General features: G+C 49.6%; 9 protein-coding genes, 1 tRNA gene and 2 pseudogenes. 11 read left to right on the forward strand and 1 reads right to left on the reverse strand.

The features are described 5' to 3' along the window. Positions 1 to 147: 147 nt before the first annotated feature. Entirely contained in the window at positions 148 to 1,815 is a 1,668-nt protein-coding gene (locus JCR24_RS17050) for an IS1634 family transposase (RefSeq protein WP_238981079.1), read from the forward strand. Between the two features lie 221 nt (positions 1,816 to 2,036). Here JCR24_RS17050 and JCR24_RS17055 read toward each other — a convergent pair. Then, a pseudogene (locus tag JCR24_RS17055) lies at positions 2,037 to 2,775 on the reverse strand (IS1634 family transposase); the annotation flags it as partial. An 845-nt stretch (positions 2,776 to 3,620) separates the two neighbouring features. On the opposite strand from JCR24_RS17055, the gene JCR24_RS17060 reads away from it, so the two are divergent. The 10 genes and pseudogenes from JCR24_RS17060 to JCR24_RS17105 form a co-directional block, all read left to right on the forward strand. Beyond that, a complete protein-coding gene (locus JCR24_RS17060; protein WP_238981080.1) occupies positions 3,621 to 3,812 on the forward strand; it encodes a hypothetical protein in 192 nt (63 codons plus the stop codon). Positions 3,813 to 3,856: 44 nt separating this feature from the next. Further along, a complete protein-coding gene (locus JCR24_RS17065; RefSeq protein WP_238981081.1) occupies positions 3,857 to 4,687 on the forward strand; it encodes a TetR family transcriptional regulator in 831 nt (276 codons plus the stop codon). Between the two features lie 244 nt (positions 4,688 to 4,931). Further along, positions 4,932 to 5,004 (forward strand) — tRNA-Arg (locus JCR24_RS17070). 18 nt (positions 5,005 to 5,022) lie between these two features. Further along, positions 5,023 to 5,163: a transposase gene (locus tag JCR24_RS17075; RefSeq protein WP_238981086.1), complete on the forward strand. Its 141-nt coding sequence runs from the start codon at positions 5,023 to 5,025 to the stop codon at positions 5,161 to 5,163. Positions 5,164 to 5,384: 221 nt separating this feature from the next. Further along, positions 5,385 to 7,064, forward strand: a complete 1,680-nt coding sequence (locus JCR24_RS17080; protein ID WP_238981082.1) for an MrcB family domain-containing protein — start codon at positions 5,385 to 5,387, stop codon at positions 7,062 to 7,064. Beyond that, positions 7,033 to 9,582 (forward strand): restriction endonuclease-like protein, encoded by a 2,550-nt coding sequence (locus JCR24_RS17085; protein WP_238981083.1) that lies wholly within the window; start codon positions 7,033 to 7,035, stop codon positions 9,580 to 9,582. The genes JCR24_RS17080 and JCR24_RS17085 overlap by 32 nt, the downstream gene beginning before the upstream one ends. 561 nt (positions 9,583 to 10,143) lie before the next feature. Then, a complete protein-coding gene (locus JCR24_RS17090; RefSeq protein WP_021321279.1) occupies positions 10,144 to 10,437 on the forward strand; it encodes a helix-turn-helix domain-containing protein in 294 nt (97 codons plus the stop codon). A gap of 442 nt (positions 10,438 to 10,879) precedes the next feature. Next, a complete protein-coding gene (locus tag JCR24_RS17095; protein WP_238981084.1) occupies positions 10,880 to 14,125 on the forward strand; it encodes a helicase-related protein in 3,246 nt (1,081 codons plus the stop codon). Between the two features lie 5 nt (positions 14,126 to 14,130). Continuing rightward, entirely contained in the window at positions 14,131 to 14,901 is a 771-nt protein-coding gene (locus JCR24_RS17100; RefSeq protein ID WP_238981085.1) for a DUF4391 domain-containing protein, read from the forward strand. Positions 14,902 to 14,905: 4 nt separating this feature from the next. After that, positions 14,906 to 15,367: pseudogene (locus JCR24_RS17105) on the forward strand (site-specific DNA-methyltransferase); the annotation flags it as partial. Between the last annotated feature and the right edge of the window lie 94 nt (positions 15,368 to 15,461).

The raw sequence follows: 15,461 nt of genomic DNA on the forward strand, positions 1-15,461 counted from the left end.
CATTTTAGGCAAATGGAAATGACCAAAATGCTGTTATATCAAGGGTTTCGTAATGCGGATCCTAGGAAAAAACGCCGAATTTCATAGGCACACGATTTGTTCATTTTTTTTCTTTTAAAAATAAAGTTTATACGTTATAATATAGGCATGTACATACGACGAGTCACACGCAAAAACAAGGATGGAACAACCGTTGCTTATCTCCAGCTTGCTCACAATGAATGGGATCCAAAGGCCAAATATGCGAAAGCGAAGGTGATTTATTCGTTCGGGCGCGAAGACGAGGTGGATCGCGCCGTCCTGGAACGTCTGGCCAAAAGCATTTCGCGATTCCTTTCTCCTGAGCAGGCTTGGGAAGTCGAAAAGTTGACAGGAGAAGCTTCCGATGACTTTCAATTCCAGTCATGCAAACACCTCGGCGGCGTTTGGCTCTTGGATCAGCTCTGGAGACAACTGGGGTTGGGAGAGATTCTCCACTCCTTGTTTACCTCCCGACATCACCAGATTTCGCTGGAACGGCTGATTTTTGCCATGGTGGCCAATCGCGCCCTTCATCCGTCAAGCAAGTTGGCGATGGAGGAGTGGGTGGAGAAAGACGTGTATATCCCTCACCTTCCTCAAGCCGCCAGCCACCAGTTGTACCGGGCGATGGATGAACTGCTGGCCGTGCAGCCGGAATTGGAACGTCAAGTGTTCCATGCCGTGGCCGATTTATTGAATTTGGAAGTCGACTTGATTTACTTCGATACGACTTCGTCGTACTTCGAAGTGGATCCCTCTGAAACACCGGAAGGAGAATCGCTTCGAAAACAAGGATTCTCGAAAGACAAACGCCCAGACTTGGTTCAAATCGTCATTGGGCTGGCTGTCACCCGGGAAGGAATCCCGATTCGCGCTTGGGTATGGCCTGGCAATACCATGGACATGACGGTCATCAAACAGGTGAAACAAGACTTGATTGGCTGGAAGTTTGGGCGTGTGATCAGCGTCATGGACCGCGGCTTTTCCTCTGAAGAGAATTTGCGAATCTTGCAACAGGCCGGGGGACACTACATTGTCGGCGAAAAAATGCGATCCGGCAAAGCCGCCGTCAAAGAGGCCTTAAGCCGTCGCGGACGTTATCATGAAGTGGACGAGAATTTGCACATCAAAGAAATCATCGTGGGCGACGGAGAAGCGCGTCAGCGCTATGTTCTCGTGTACAATCCCAGCGAAGCCGAACGCCAACGCAAGGAGCGAGAAAAGCTGCTCGAATCGCTGAAAGAGGAGTTAGAAGGGCTTCGCCAACTCCCAAACGAAGCCCATCATAAGGCGACCTGCCGGTTGCGTTCCCATCCGTCCTACGGAAAATACTTGCGCCAGTTGAAGGACGGAACCCTTCGCATCGACAAGCAAGCGGTTCGTGACGCGGAAAAGTACGACGGCAAATATCTCATCCGGACATCCGATGACACCTTGTCTGCCGAAGATGTCGCCATCGGGTATAAGCAGCTGGTGGATATTGAGCAGGCCTTCCGAACATTGAAGTCTACATTGGAATTGCGACCTATGTATCATCGCTTGGAAGACCGCATTCGGGCGCATGTGCTGCTCAGTTGGCTGGCTCTCTTGCTGGTTCGGATCGTGGAGATTCGAACCCATGAATCGTGGCCGAAAGTAAGGGATGAATGTGAGCGTCTTATGCTTGGACATTTTTCTTTCAAAAACGGCGACCTGTATCAACGAACCGAACTGACGGCCAAACAAGCGCAACTCTTTGCGGCTCTAAGGCTGGAGCCTCCTCCGAAGATCCTAGGCATCCATCCTCGCGCCTAGATACACGCCCAAAGTGTGCCCAAATGTCTCTCGTCCCTTTTGCCTCAAGGGGCGAGAGGCATTTTGTTTGCCTAGTGACTGTCGAACTCGGGTTTCACATTTCGCACCCTAACAAGGTCAAAACAAAGGATTTTTTATTTAGTTCTTCAGAATAACTTTTTGACCAACACGACTAGCGGTGGTAATCCTTTTTTTATCATCGCTAGTCGTTCCGTATCATGTTACACGTAGATGCTCTCATCCATGCCCAATCCTTGCAGAATCCTTCGTTGCTCGTAGGTGAGCGGTTTTCCTAGCGCGCGTTGGATGCGTCCATCCGGCAGCTTGAGGAGGGACGACTTTCACATACTCAAACAACTGAAAAATCGCCTGTCCGGTTGGCCGGGTCAGCTTGCGGCCTCCCGCGCCCTTTAACGGGCGTTCTGGTGTGATGAACTGACGTACCCGGCGCTGAAAAACACGGTAAAGGGCCAGGGCCAAGAGAAATAGATAGCCCAATACGGCCACCCGTTCTGGCTTTTTGACATAAATCTCATCCATGAAAAACGGATCTTTCAAAAACACGAAGTTCATTTCCACCGAGATTTGCCCTTTATATAGCTTCAAGATCTCTTGGGCATCCATTTGTTGGCCCTTCCATTCCTTCGGAACGGTCGTGACAAGGACAAACCGGGAGGCTCTCCGTCTCGCCTGTTCCCATGCCTGTTGATTGAATTCTACGTTTAGGCGAAGGGTGTACAGCGTCTCCGTCTCGGGTTCCACCCCTTTTTTCGGCCGTCCGCGCCGTTTTTTCGGACGCACGATCTCTTCGACCGCGGCCTCCACTCGATGAAACCGAGGGCGAAGGGACGCCTTGAGGGATGCCAAGGCTCGCTTGGCGTCTTCCCGGTAGAAGAAAGGGTGACGCTCCCAACGGACTTGTTCCTCGCGAAGAAGCTCCGCTTCTTTGATCCGCTCTTCGGCCGTCAAATAGATTATAGAGAATGGCCTGAACGGCATCTTTGGCTCGAGTCTAGCACTGTGGATCAACGGGAACGAGATGGTCAATCCATTGGGTCCAGTTCTTTGACTAGAGCACTTATGATATTCAAATAAGAATGGCGATGGACTGCTTTGATTTGTACATCCATGAGAGAAAAACTCCTCCACTTTTCCTGTGTATCAAGGATTCATTTCATGTCGGAACAAAAAATCCTCCCAGTTTTCGTCGAGAGGGTGCGAAATGTGAGATATAATAAAATTAAGTAGCGTCAAAAGTTTTATGAATGCTCCACACAGACCGTCCTTTGTTTTGGCTGTTGAGTGTGTGGTTGCTTCAGTGATGGGCGAAAACAATGGGGGTGGCAAGCTTTTTTCTTCCGACCGTTGAAATTCAAGGGGGAAAGCGTGAGTGTGGAGGATAAACTTTTGACAATACCCCAGCCTTTGGGGAAGGAACGATATTAAATGTTGCTGATGTGTTTGAAACGCTGCATCCTGAGCTGAAATACCCGCCGGCCGTTCTAAGAAAGTAAAAGCAAACGCTGGTCGTGGCGATGTACTTACTGAAGGGCGGTCTCAAAAGGTGATGATGACATAACTTTTTGAAGCAGCCTTTTTCAACTGAGTGTTTTTCACTCGCGTTGGCTACGATTTGTGTGACGGGTTAGAGCGCAAACACAAAACGGAGAGCTTTTTCCCAGCTCTCCATTTTTTCGTACATGCAGGATTTCGGCTTTGTGTTTACGAATGACTCTCATGGTTGGTTTCCTCCGTGAGGAACCGTCCTTTCCACGACAGGAACGATTCCGCCAAGGATGTTGATCATGGCAAACGGCCAACCGTTCGTCGTGCGGATGGTGCTCCCTAAGGACGCTGATCAAGTTGCGACGTTTGCAAAGGCGGTGGCGGGAGGGGCGTCTTGCCTGCGATCGGAGCGAAAGCAACGGTCAGGGGCCGCAACGAACCTTCGTGTTGCCGTGCAGATGGGGCGCCTCGTAGAAATGCAGGGACAATAGGCGGTGTGTGGCTGTAAAGATGACGTTTCTGTGGGGGATGAGTGGTGTCAATCGTCACCTATACGTTCTATTCGATTGTGTCGGAACGAAGCGGGATTCGGCTGGTCGATGCGGATTGGAACGATCGGTGCGGGTGGATTGTCGTGCAAAGAAGCCGCCGACGGTTGGAGTGCGTCGTGAATGGAACTGTTCTCTATCCGGACGTCTCTGTGCGCTTTCCCATTATTCGCTGGGTCGACAGCGAGCGGTTTTTGTTGGCGGATGCGAGAAGCCAAGGGAAGCGTGATAATGTGTTTTTGCTCGATCTGCATGGCCGTATCCGACATTCCTTTTGCGGCGGCGATGGGATAGAAGACATTGCGGTGGGGAAGGAAGGGATATGGATCGGCTATTTTGATGAAGGGGTGTTTGGCAAAGGAATTTCGACGGAAGGATTGGTTTTGTTTCGCTTGGACGGTTCTCCGGCATTCAACTATCATTCCCATTTGACGGACCGCCCGATGATCGTGGACTGCTATGCGATGTGCAAAGGGAAATCATCGACCTTGTGGCTTTTTCCTTACGACGATTTTTCGCTTATTCAGGTGGATCCTTGCAAAAAGACGGTGCAGAGATACAAAACGCCCGAGCAGCTGCGCGGATCAACCGCTCTATGTGTGAGGGGGAACTATGCGTATTTTGGCCACAGCTATCATGCAAAGGAGGAAGTGTACAGCTGGGACATTAGAAGCGGGAAGCTGGAAAAAATCGGGCGTATTTATGGGGCGGTTCGAGGACTGGGGCCGAAGGAAACGAACCACTTTCTGAGTGTCGAGGATAATGCAGCGAGGGTGCATATGATCCTCAATCCAGACGAATATGGGCAGTCATTGTAAAACGAACGATCTTTGTTGTTTTCAGCATCGAGCAAGACGTTTTGGATTGCTGGAAGGCAGGCGATTTTAACGTTCCGTAAGAAATCGTGGGTTGATCCAAGCCGAAGAATTCTAAATTGCTGGGAACGAAGAGCGAACTTTGGAGAGATCGGATTTGGAGTCCGTCTTCTATATTTTGTTTTTCTATCAGCTATTGAATTTTTATGTGCAGACGGATAGAATGGAAAAGGAGAGCGATGAACACGGCCCCGTAGCTCAGTGGATAGAGCGTCGGTTTCCTAAACCGTGCGTCGGAGGTTCGAATCCTCTCGGGGCCGCTAGTGAAAACCCTTGCGATGCGGGGGTTTTTTCTTTATCTCCCGCCATATCCGCCACAGCTCAACCCGATCGAGCGTTTGTGGAAATGGCGGAAAGATCCTGTCATGGTGAATGTGTTTCATAAAGAACGAAATGATATCATGCAAGGCTTTGATTGATTTACAGCTTATATCCATGAACATCTGGAGAAGGTGCTGTAGCGCTTGGGGTATGGGGCGTGATGAGAAGTCCACTCTTCATGTTGCATGTATATACATAAAGAACGCCTGCTCGTGACGAAAAAAGCGGCTCTCTCACTAGTTGAGAGAGCCGCTTTTTTAGTAGAATAGAAGAAAAATAGAAACGAAGAATAACATTTCTATACGAAGGAGCTATTCTTATGTCATTGCACGATCTGTTCCGTGAAGTAATGGCCATCTACGAGCAAGACAAACAGGAAAAACTGTCGAAAGAGCGGCGGACGTTTCAGCTGGTGACACGAGCGATTCCAGAGGCGTTGAAAACATTGCCTTTCTTACCGCCTGACCGGTATATGGTGAAAGGTTCTGTCGGTCAAGGGGTGTGGACCGACGTGCCGTGGGTGGCGGTGATGGATCAAGAGGTGACGGATTCGACGCAGCGAGGGTATTATATCGTCTACTTATTCAGTGAAGATATGCGCCGGCTCTATTTGACGCTCGCCCAAGGAGTGACGGAGACGCCGAGAGACGAAATGGAGCGGGTGAAGCGGGACATCCGCCAACTCATTCCCGCTGAAGAACGCGTGCGGACGAATGATGACATCCGTCTTGGCGAAAGCAAACGGGCGAAAGACTACGAACGGTCGGTGGCGGCGTATATCGCCTATTCGTTTGACGATCTGCCATCCGATGAACAACTCGCGCGCGACCTCGAAACGATGATCGGTTATTACCGACAGTATGTGGAGCGAACAGAACCGATGGCACCGCCCGAGCAGGCCTTTTCCTATTGGGAGGCGGTTGAGCATATTCATTCATACATATCCGCCAAAGGTTTTTATTACACAAAAGAGGAAGTGGCCAACCTCTTTCTATCGTTAAAAACAAAACCGTTCGTCATCTTATCCGGCATTTCTGGAACGGGGAAAACGAAAATCGTTCAATGGCTCGCCGAGAGCGTCGGCGCGACGGAAGACAACGGCCGCTTCACCTTAATTCCCGTCCGCCCGGACTGGAATGACGGCTCCGATTTGCTTGGCTATGTCGACATTAAAGGCGAGTTCAAGCCCGGGCCCCTTACGAACGTCATCATCGAAGCCGAGAACCATCCGGACAAGCCGTATTTCGTCGTGTTGGACGAGATGAACCTCGCCCGCGTTGAGCATTATTTCAGCGATGTCTTAAGCGTCATGGAAAGCCGCCGCTGGGAAGACGGGCGCATCACCTCGTCACGGCTGCTGCCGCGAGAAACGGCGGGGCGCGACCTTTTTCTCCCGCCGAACGTCTACATCATCGGCACGGTCAACATGGACGAGACGACCCACCCCTTCAGCAAAAAAGTGCTCGACCGGGCGAACACGATTGAATTCAACCGCGTCCGTCTCGACCATCTCGATTTTTTGCGCGACTTGCCGACCGTCGCGCCCCTGTCAGTCGGACAGGAGCTGTTCGCGGCGCGGTATTTGCATTTGAAAGATGTATATGCCGATTATCCAAAGCTGGTAGAAGACGCGACGAAACAGCTCGTGGACATCAACCGCATCCTTGAGCCGCTCGGGGCGCACATCGGCTACCGCGTCCGCGACGAAATTTGCTTCTACCTTGCTTACAACGAAGAAGGAAAGCTAATGGAATGGGACAAGGCGTTCGACTATTGCCTCATGCAAAAAATGTTGCCGCGCCTTTCAGGAAGCGACGCGCGGCTCGAGCGGGCGCTCAAAGAACTGTTTGTCCTTTGCGCCGGTTTTGAACCGGACGGGGACTACAGCGGCGCGCTTGATGTGTCGTACGCCCGCTATCCAAAAAGCGCGGAGAAAATTTGGCGCATGCTGCGGAGGTTGGAGGACGATGGCTTCACTTCGTTCTGGCTTGGGGCGTGACGACTATGAGCTCGTCCATATCGAAACGAACCAGCTCACGCTCGTAATCAAAGGAAAGCCGTACCATGAACAATACGAAGGGCTTAAGCAGTACCGCCGCCTCGATTTCCACGAGACGATGGAGTTTTTCGCAAGCGGCGAAGGGGTGCTCGACGTCAAACTGTTCGACGTTGACGCGGGGGCGCTTGTCGACTGGTCGGGCGGCCACCGCCCGATTTTCTTTGAAAACGGCATCTATCAGCTGCTTGTCGTTCCGAAAACCGACCGGGTGCTCTCCTTTTACCATGAGTCGCCAGCGCTGAGAAACGCCATCAGCCTGGTGGACATCGGCGGCCAAGCGGTGTTGATGGGAAATCTCCATTTCCCGAATGAAGTCGGGCTGTCGACATTCGAAATCCGCGACGGCCACCGCTCCGTTTTGGACGTGACGATCGAAATTTTCCCGACGAAATTGACCTACAAACAAGACTACCAGCGGCTGCTTGATGAAGTGAGCGAAGAAATTTACAACTTGGCGTTTCACTTTATCAAGCGCACGTACCAGCGGGCGAAGGCGAAGCGCAGCGGCGCGCCGTCCCGAAGCGAATTTTTCCGGCTTATGGAGGCGCATATCGGCGATTTTTTGCAGGCCATTCGCCATATCGAGCGGCAGCCGCACCATCAACTGTCGACCGTCCATGTGAGGGTGCGCGGCGACCAGCTCGGCCGTTTGGATGCGGCAGGACGGAATGATTTGCGCAAGCGGCCGCATGTGTTCCGCGATGTCAAACGCGGCATCGACATTGGAAGTCGAACCGTCATGCCGCAATCGGGGCTCAAAGCGAAACAAGAACTGACGTACGACACGCTCGAAAACCGGTTCGTCAAATGGATGATGACGCGCCTTGTCGAGAAGCTGCGCGATTTGTTAGAACACGTGCAAGGGAAACAAAAGCGGTACGAAACAGAACCGGATCCGGATTTGCTGGAGCGCATCCAATCGATGATCCGCGCCCTCGAAACCCGTCTCCGCCACTCCTTTTGGCGGCCGATCGGGCGGCTTGACCGCTCTGTTGCGAGCCTCGTCCTGCAAATGGCGCCTGGATACCGCGACGCTTATCAGCTGTTTCTCCTCATCACCCGCGGCCTCGCCTTGCAGGGAACGCTGTACCGAATGTCCGTCAAAGACGTGGCGACGTTGTACGAGTACTGGACGTTTCTAAAACTCGGGCAGCTTCTCGGGAAAAAATACAGACTCATCAGTCAAAACGTCATCCAAGTGAACCGCTTGGGGCTGTTCGTCCATCTCGACAAAACCCGCTCCGCCAAGCAAGTGTACGAACATCCGCACACGGGCGAGCGAATCACGCTCACGTACCAGCTGTACGAAGGGAGGCTGCCGACCGTCCCGCAAATGCCCGACACGGTTTTGGCGATTGAAAAGAAGGGAAAAGACTATACATTCAACTACATTTTCGACGCCAAATACCGCCTTGATTTCGCCGTTTCCGGCAGCTCATACGAAAAACGGTACGGAATGCCGGGCCCGATGGAAGACGACATCAACACGATGCACCGCTACCGTGATTCCCTTGTCGCCCGCCGCGGCGGCCCGTACGAGCGCACCGCCTTTGGCGCCTACGTGCTCTTCCCGTGGCATGACGAAGACAGCTACCAAGCGCACCCGCTGTACAAAAGCATCAACGACGTCAACATCGGCGGCCTGCCGTTTTTGCCGAACGCCACCCGCCTCGTCGAGCAGTTCATCGAGCGGTTGATCGAAAACAATCCTGAAGAACTGCAACAAGAAGGCATCCTGCCGCAAGGGATCATCGAAGAATGGCGGTCGGCGTTCGACGAGCATGTGCTTGTCGGCATGGTGCCAAGCGCGCGGCATTACGAAGCCTACGTGAAGCACCGCTTCTACCATATCCCAGTCAAGCAGCTGAAAAAAGGCTGGCAAAACGCGCGCTACATCGCTCTTTACCCGAAACAAGGAGCCGCCCCGCAAAACGGGGTCACGTGCTTTGGCAAAATCACCGCTGTGAACATCGTCAAACGCTCGGCCATCGCCGAACTGCCAAAACGAAGCGATGACGAATACGTTCGCTTCGAAGTCGAAAGCTGGCACTTTCTCCAACACGTCATTCGCCCTGTCGGCTACGGCATCGCCGTTTATGCGATGACGACGCTCAACACGCTCAAGCAGGCGAAAGAACTGCCCGAACTGTTCATGAAATCAAGCGACGAAATCGCCCTTTGGCGCATCCTGCGGCGGCTGTCCGACCGCATCCGCTTCGACCTTGACGCCCGCTACTTGGATCAGGCGTCCAAGATCACCGCGTACCGCGTCAAAAACGTGTCCATCCGCCTGGAAAGCGGCCGACTCATCATCACAAACGGCGCAAAGTACAAAACAATCCCCGCCGACCTGCTCCGCAAGCAGCCGTCGGCCGTGTTTCGCGAAGTGGTGGGGATGATGGGGGAGGGAAGGATGCATGGCCATGTGGGTATGATCGAGAGACAAGGCTGGGTCTGATGATCCATGTCTGTTTCAATCCATTTTGGCATGTATAAATGATTGCATGTCAGTAGCATAAATGCTATCATTGTGTATAATGATTGGTAAAGGGTAGAGGATATTGTTTGAGGTAATATACACAGGAAATGTAAAGGAATTTGAAAATCATCTACTGAGTAAAGCCGAGCAAGAACTTAGACAAAAAGGTCGTCCGGGTATATGGTGTCATGTTGCTGATGTATATGCAAGGCAACTTACGATTATTCAACGTAATCCATATCCGTCTGATCCGGAGAACAACGGCTTTCCGGATGATATCATCCCTCCGTCGTTGAAACATCTTCGCATGAATACTCGTTATGATCATTTTTACAGATGGGGTATAAGAGGTGGAAGAACTGGAAATCACAGAATTATATTTGCGATTCACAATTTTTCAAAAGTCATATTGCTTCATTATTTTGACAAACAGTATAACGGAGCGATAAGACGAGAGGATATTGTGCCGGCTGAATCAGCATATGAACGTTATTGCGCTTTCGACCCTTGCCTTTATTAATGGACTGGGAGGGAAAAACAATGAGTGATTTTTTTAAGAAATATGCAGCCATTCGAGGCGAGCAACATGTTCAAAAACTTCGATTGGAAGGAACGATAGCTGCACAGATTAAAACAAGACGAAAGCAGCTGAATATGTCTCAACAGGAACTGGCAGATCGCATTGGAGTTCCAAAATCCACGATTGGGAGAATTGAAGCGGGACTTACAAGTCCTAGGGTAGAGACGCTTTTTAAAATTTCGCAGGCATTGAATACTCCTTTCATCATTGATGGTACAAGCAGACAGGATCATAACCTAAATGTTCAAGTTTAGCGCATAATAGGGAAATCGATGAGTTCTTTGATCAACTGAGAGTACATGCGAATTTTCCTCCGATGATTTGGTTCCGTCTCCTTTACCATACGGGAAAATTCGCATTTTTTGTATCCTCTATTTTCCCAATGCGCACCTATCTTGCCGTAAATGATCAAGTACAACTTGTGGTGAAGAGCCGGAAAAGCTTAATCACTCACTTTTTGCACCCTCCCGACCAAAATCGGGAGGATTTTTTTGCGCCCATCGTCGATGGAGAGGCTGAATCTCTTGCGCCTTGACGTCGAATTCGATCAACTCGTTCCTAGATCGAAACAGAGCCCTTGTTCTGAAGAAGTGTCTATGATAATCAATCTATAGTTTCGACAAATTTCAACAACATCCTACCAGTTGTTTTCGTAAAATAAAACCATAAAGAAAAGGGACAAGGAGCCATTGGTGCATGAAGACAAAAGGGATGATTGACAACAGACAAAACGGCCTAGTCGGCGATGCGTTGAAAGCGCATATCACAAAAGGCAGCAAACTATCGATTGCAGCGGCCCATTTTACGTTATATGCGTTTGCAGAGTTGAAAAAAGAACTGGCGCAAATCGATGAATTCCGTTTTATTTTCACAGAGCCTGCCTTTGTGCGCGGTGATCGTTCATTCAATGAATGGATGAAGAAAAACGAAGCGGCGCTGTATGGAGTAGAAGAAGAACGAAAATACAAAATCGAACTTAACCAAGCATACATAGCAAGGGAACTGGCGAAATGGCTGAAACAGAAAGCAAGGGTGAAATCGGTCGTCAATCAGCGCATTCAAGGCAGCATATATCATGTGCGAAATGAGGACGGGTCACAAATCGGCTTGATCGGCGGGGCGCCGTTTTCCAGTCCGGGGCTCGGCTACAGCAGCTCCCCCCATTTTTATTTTGCTCATATGATGGATGATCGAGATTCCAGCGCCCAGTTGCTTCGCCAGTTTGAGTCGATTTGGCAAGATGAACAGGCGCTGCAAGATGTGAAAGAGGAAATGTTGCGGCGTTTGGAAGTCATGTATCAAGAACATCCGCCAGAGTTTATTTACTTTGTCACACTTTATTACTTATTCAAAGATTTTTTAAAAGAAGCGACAAACTACGAAACGTTGCAGACGAGAACCGGTTTCCAACATACGGTGATTTGGAACAAACTTTATGACTTTCAGCGCGATGGGGTCCTTGGGGCTATCAATAAAATTGAAACGTACGGGGGCTGCATTATCGCCGACAGTGTTGGGCTCGGAAAAACGTTCGAAGCGTTGGCGGTGATTAAATATTATGAACTGCGCAATCACCGCGTTCTTGTGTTGGCGCCGAAAAAATTGCGGGAAAACTGGGCCATCTACCGTTTAAATGATAAGCGAAACATTTTAGCCGCAGACCGCTTTTCGTATGACTTGCTCAACCATACCGATTTATCGCGCGAACGCGGCTACAGCGGCGATATTAATTTGGAACATGTGAACTGGGGAAATTATGATTTAGTTGTTATCGACGAATCGCATAACTTTCGCAACAACGATCCGCGCTATGACCGGGTGACGAGATACTCCCGCTTGATGAACGATATCATTAAAGCAGGGGTGAAAACGAAGGTATTGATGCTTTCCGCCACCCCCGTCAACAACAAGCTGGATGACTTGAAAAATCAAATTGCCTTTATTACAGAAGGAAACGACAAGGCATTGGCGGAAACAGCGAACATCAAAAGCATCAGCCAGACGATTCGGCGCGCCCAGTCGCAGTTTAACAAATGGAGCCAGCTTCCCGAAGAAGAGCGGACGACCGAGCGGTTGTTGGATATGCTCGATTGGGATTATTTTGCTTTGCTTGATTCGCTGACAATCGCCCGTTCGCGCCGCCATATTGAAAAATATTACAACGTGGACGCTATCGGGCCGTTTCCGACGCGTCTAAAGCCGATCAATCTGAAAGAAAAAATCGACAGCAAAGATGAGTTTCCGCCGCTTGAGAAAATCAACAACGACATTTTGCGGCTTCGCATGGCGGTCTATTCGCCGATGCAATACGTGCTGCCGCACAAAAGAGCGGACTATAGCGAAAAATACGACACAAAGGTCGCAAACGGCCGAGTGTTTAAGCAAACCGACCGCGAGCACAACCTTGTTTATTTAATGAAGTCGAATTTGCTGAAGCGGTTGGAGAGCAGCGTTCATTCGTTTTCTTTGACATTGCAAAACATCATCCAACAAATCGACGAACATCTCGAGAAAATCGACCGTTGCGATGGAAGTTCTGGGACAATTGGCGAGATGGACGAGATCGATGCGGAAGATCCGGAATTGGAAGAGGCGTTGATTGGCTCGAAAGTCAAAATCTTTTTGAAAGACATGGATTTGATCCGTTGGAAACAAGATTTGCTATACGACCGGGAGATTTTGCTGAGGCTGCTTCATCAGGCGCGGAACGTAACGCCGGATCGCGATCAGAAGCTGTTGGCGTTGAAACGATTGATCGAACAGAAAATCGAGCACCCGATTAACGATCAGAACAAAAAACTGCTCATTTTCACAGCTTTTGCCGATACGGCGAAATACTTATACGAGAATTTGCATCAATGGGTGCAAAACCAATTTGGATTGCACTGTGCGGTCGTGACGGGTACCGATCAGCCGAAAACAACATTGAAGATGAAGAAAGTCGATTTCAATCATGTGTTGATGAACTTTTCGCCCGTCTCGAAAGAGCGGGATAAAGTGATGCCGGAAATGAAAGACGAAATCGACATCCTCATCGCCACGGACTGTATTTCCGAAGGACAGAACTTGCAAGACTGCGATTATCTTGTCAACTATGACATCCATTGGAACCCGGTCCGCATCATCCAGCGGTTCGGCCGCATCGACCGGATCGGCAGCAAAAACAAACAGATCCAGCTCGTAAACTTCTGGCCATCGATCGAGCTTGATGAGTACATTCAACTTGTCAATCGGGTCAAAGGCCGAATGACCATTTTAGATATTTCAGCGACTGGCGAAGAAAACGTCATTGCCGACAACAGCAATGAAATGAACGACTTGGAATACCGCCGCAAGCAACTGGAAAAATTGCAAAATGAGGTCATTGATTTAGAGGATATTTCCGGAAATATCTCGCTGACGGATTTTACTCTCGACGACTTCCGGATGGATTTGTTGAATTTCATGAAGGAACATAAAGAAGAGCTCGAGCGGGCGCCGTTTGGACTGTTCAGCATTACCGCCAATCAAAATGAAAAACTGAAAGACGAAATTCAGCCAGGCGTCATTTTCTGCCTAAAACAAACGGCGCCGATGGCATCTGCGCATGAACAAAACGCGCTTCATCCCTATTATTTGGTGTATGTCCGCAAAGACGGCACGGTGTTGTACCATCCTGGGCATGTCAAGAAAATGTTGGACCTGTATCGCTCGCTTTGCAACGGCAAAAAAGACGTCGAATGGGGCTTGTACAAGGCGTTTTACCAAGAGACGAAAAACGGAAAAGACATGGGGCAATACAAGGCGCTGCTGGAAAAAGCGGTGGAAGAGATCGTCGGCAAGATGGATCAGCAATTGATGCTCAACATCTTCAGCCTAGGGAACTTGGACGCCTTCGTGACGAACGCCAACACGAGCTTGCAAGATTTTGAGATCGTTTCGTATTTGATCATTAAAGGGTGAGGATCATGGCCGCATCCGCATTTTATGCTACAATAGGACTGGACGAGCGCGTCCGCCCGTTGCATAAAAAGCTTGACAAAAAAATGTTTTACGACTATGCGGATTTGACGAAAAAAGAAAAGGACTATATGACGAAAGACATCGAGCGGATCGAGTTGACATACTTGTTGACCTCAAGGGTCATCAACATTCAGCCGTTCGTCAACGACGACTACCATTACGAAGGGGTTATGTTTATCACCGTTCGGCTGCGCCCGGAATCGAAGGATGCGCACGTTTCCGTGATCGGGGAGATCATCCAAAAAACAGTGCCCAACCCAACCGTTATCGTGTTTGAAAAAGAAGGAAACGTTCGAATGGGGACATGCCGCAAGCGGCTGAACAAAAACGACCGGACCAAAACCGTGGCCGAAGAATGGGCGTATACGCCGTGGTTTTCTCCCGATCATGATGACGAGACAGTCAAGCAGTTTCTTCGCGCCGTCCATATGACGAGGCTTTCGTTCGCCAACTTTTTTCGGTTTTATCAAGACATCCATCTGGCGGTGCAGGCGTTCCAGCACGCCAAAGCGATCGGCGCCTTTTACATCGCCGCTGATGAACAATCAAAACAGCTCGTCGCGCAAATCGAACAGGCGGAAGTCGAAATCGCAAAATGGAAAAACGAAATCAAAAAAGAAACGCAGTTTAATCGAAAAGTCGAATACCATATGAAAATTCAACAGCTAACGAAGCAAATCGAACAATGGAAGCAACAATTGCACGGAAAGGAGTAGCATGATGGAAAAACTGGACGGAAGATCACTGGATCTCATCAAAACGAACATTGAAGCGTTAAAACAGCTATTCCCAGAAGTTGTAACGGAGGGAAAAATCGATTTTGACAAACTGAAGCTTGTTCTCGGCGAAGAGATTGAAACGCGCAACGAAAAGTACGAATTCACCTGGCACGGCAAAACACAGGCGATGAAACTTGCGCAAACGCCGTCCACTGGCACCTTGCGGCCGGACAAAGCATCAAGCAAAAACTGGGAGACAACGGAGAACTTGTATATTGAAGGCGACAACTTGGAAGTGCTGAAATTGCTGCAAAAATCGTATTTTGGCAAAATCAAAATGATCTACATCGACCCGCCGTATAATACGGGGAAGGATTTTGTGTATAAAGATGATTTTCACGATAACATTAAAAATTATAAAGAAATAACTCAACAAATGGCAAAGGCTAATACGGAGACGAGTCAGTCAAGACTTTGTGGAGAACATTTTTTCGGTTCACTACGGGCGTTGTCAATCACTAGTTAGCGAACCATTTTCAGGAATTAATATCGTAAGC

This window comes from Geobacillus sp. YHL, assembly GCF_022341265.1.
In the GTDB taxonomy this organism is placed as follows: domain Bacteria; phylum Bacillota; class Bacilli; order Bacillales; family Anoxybacillaceae; genus Geobacillus; species Geobacillus thermoleovorans.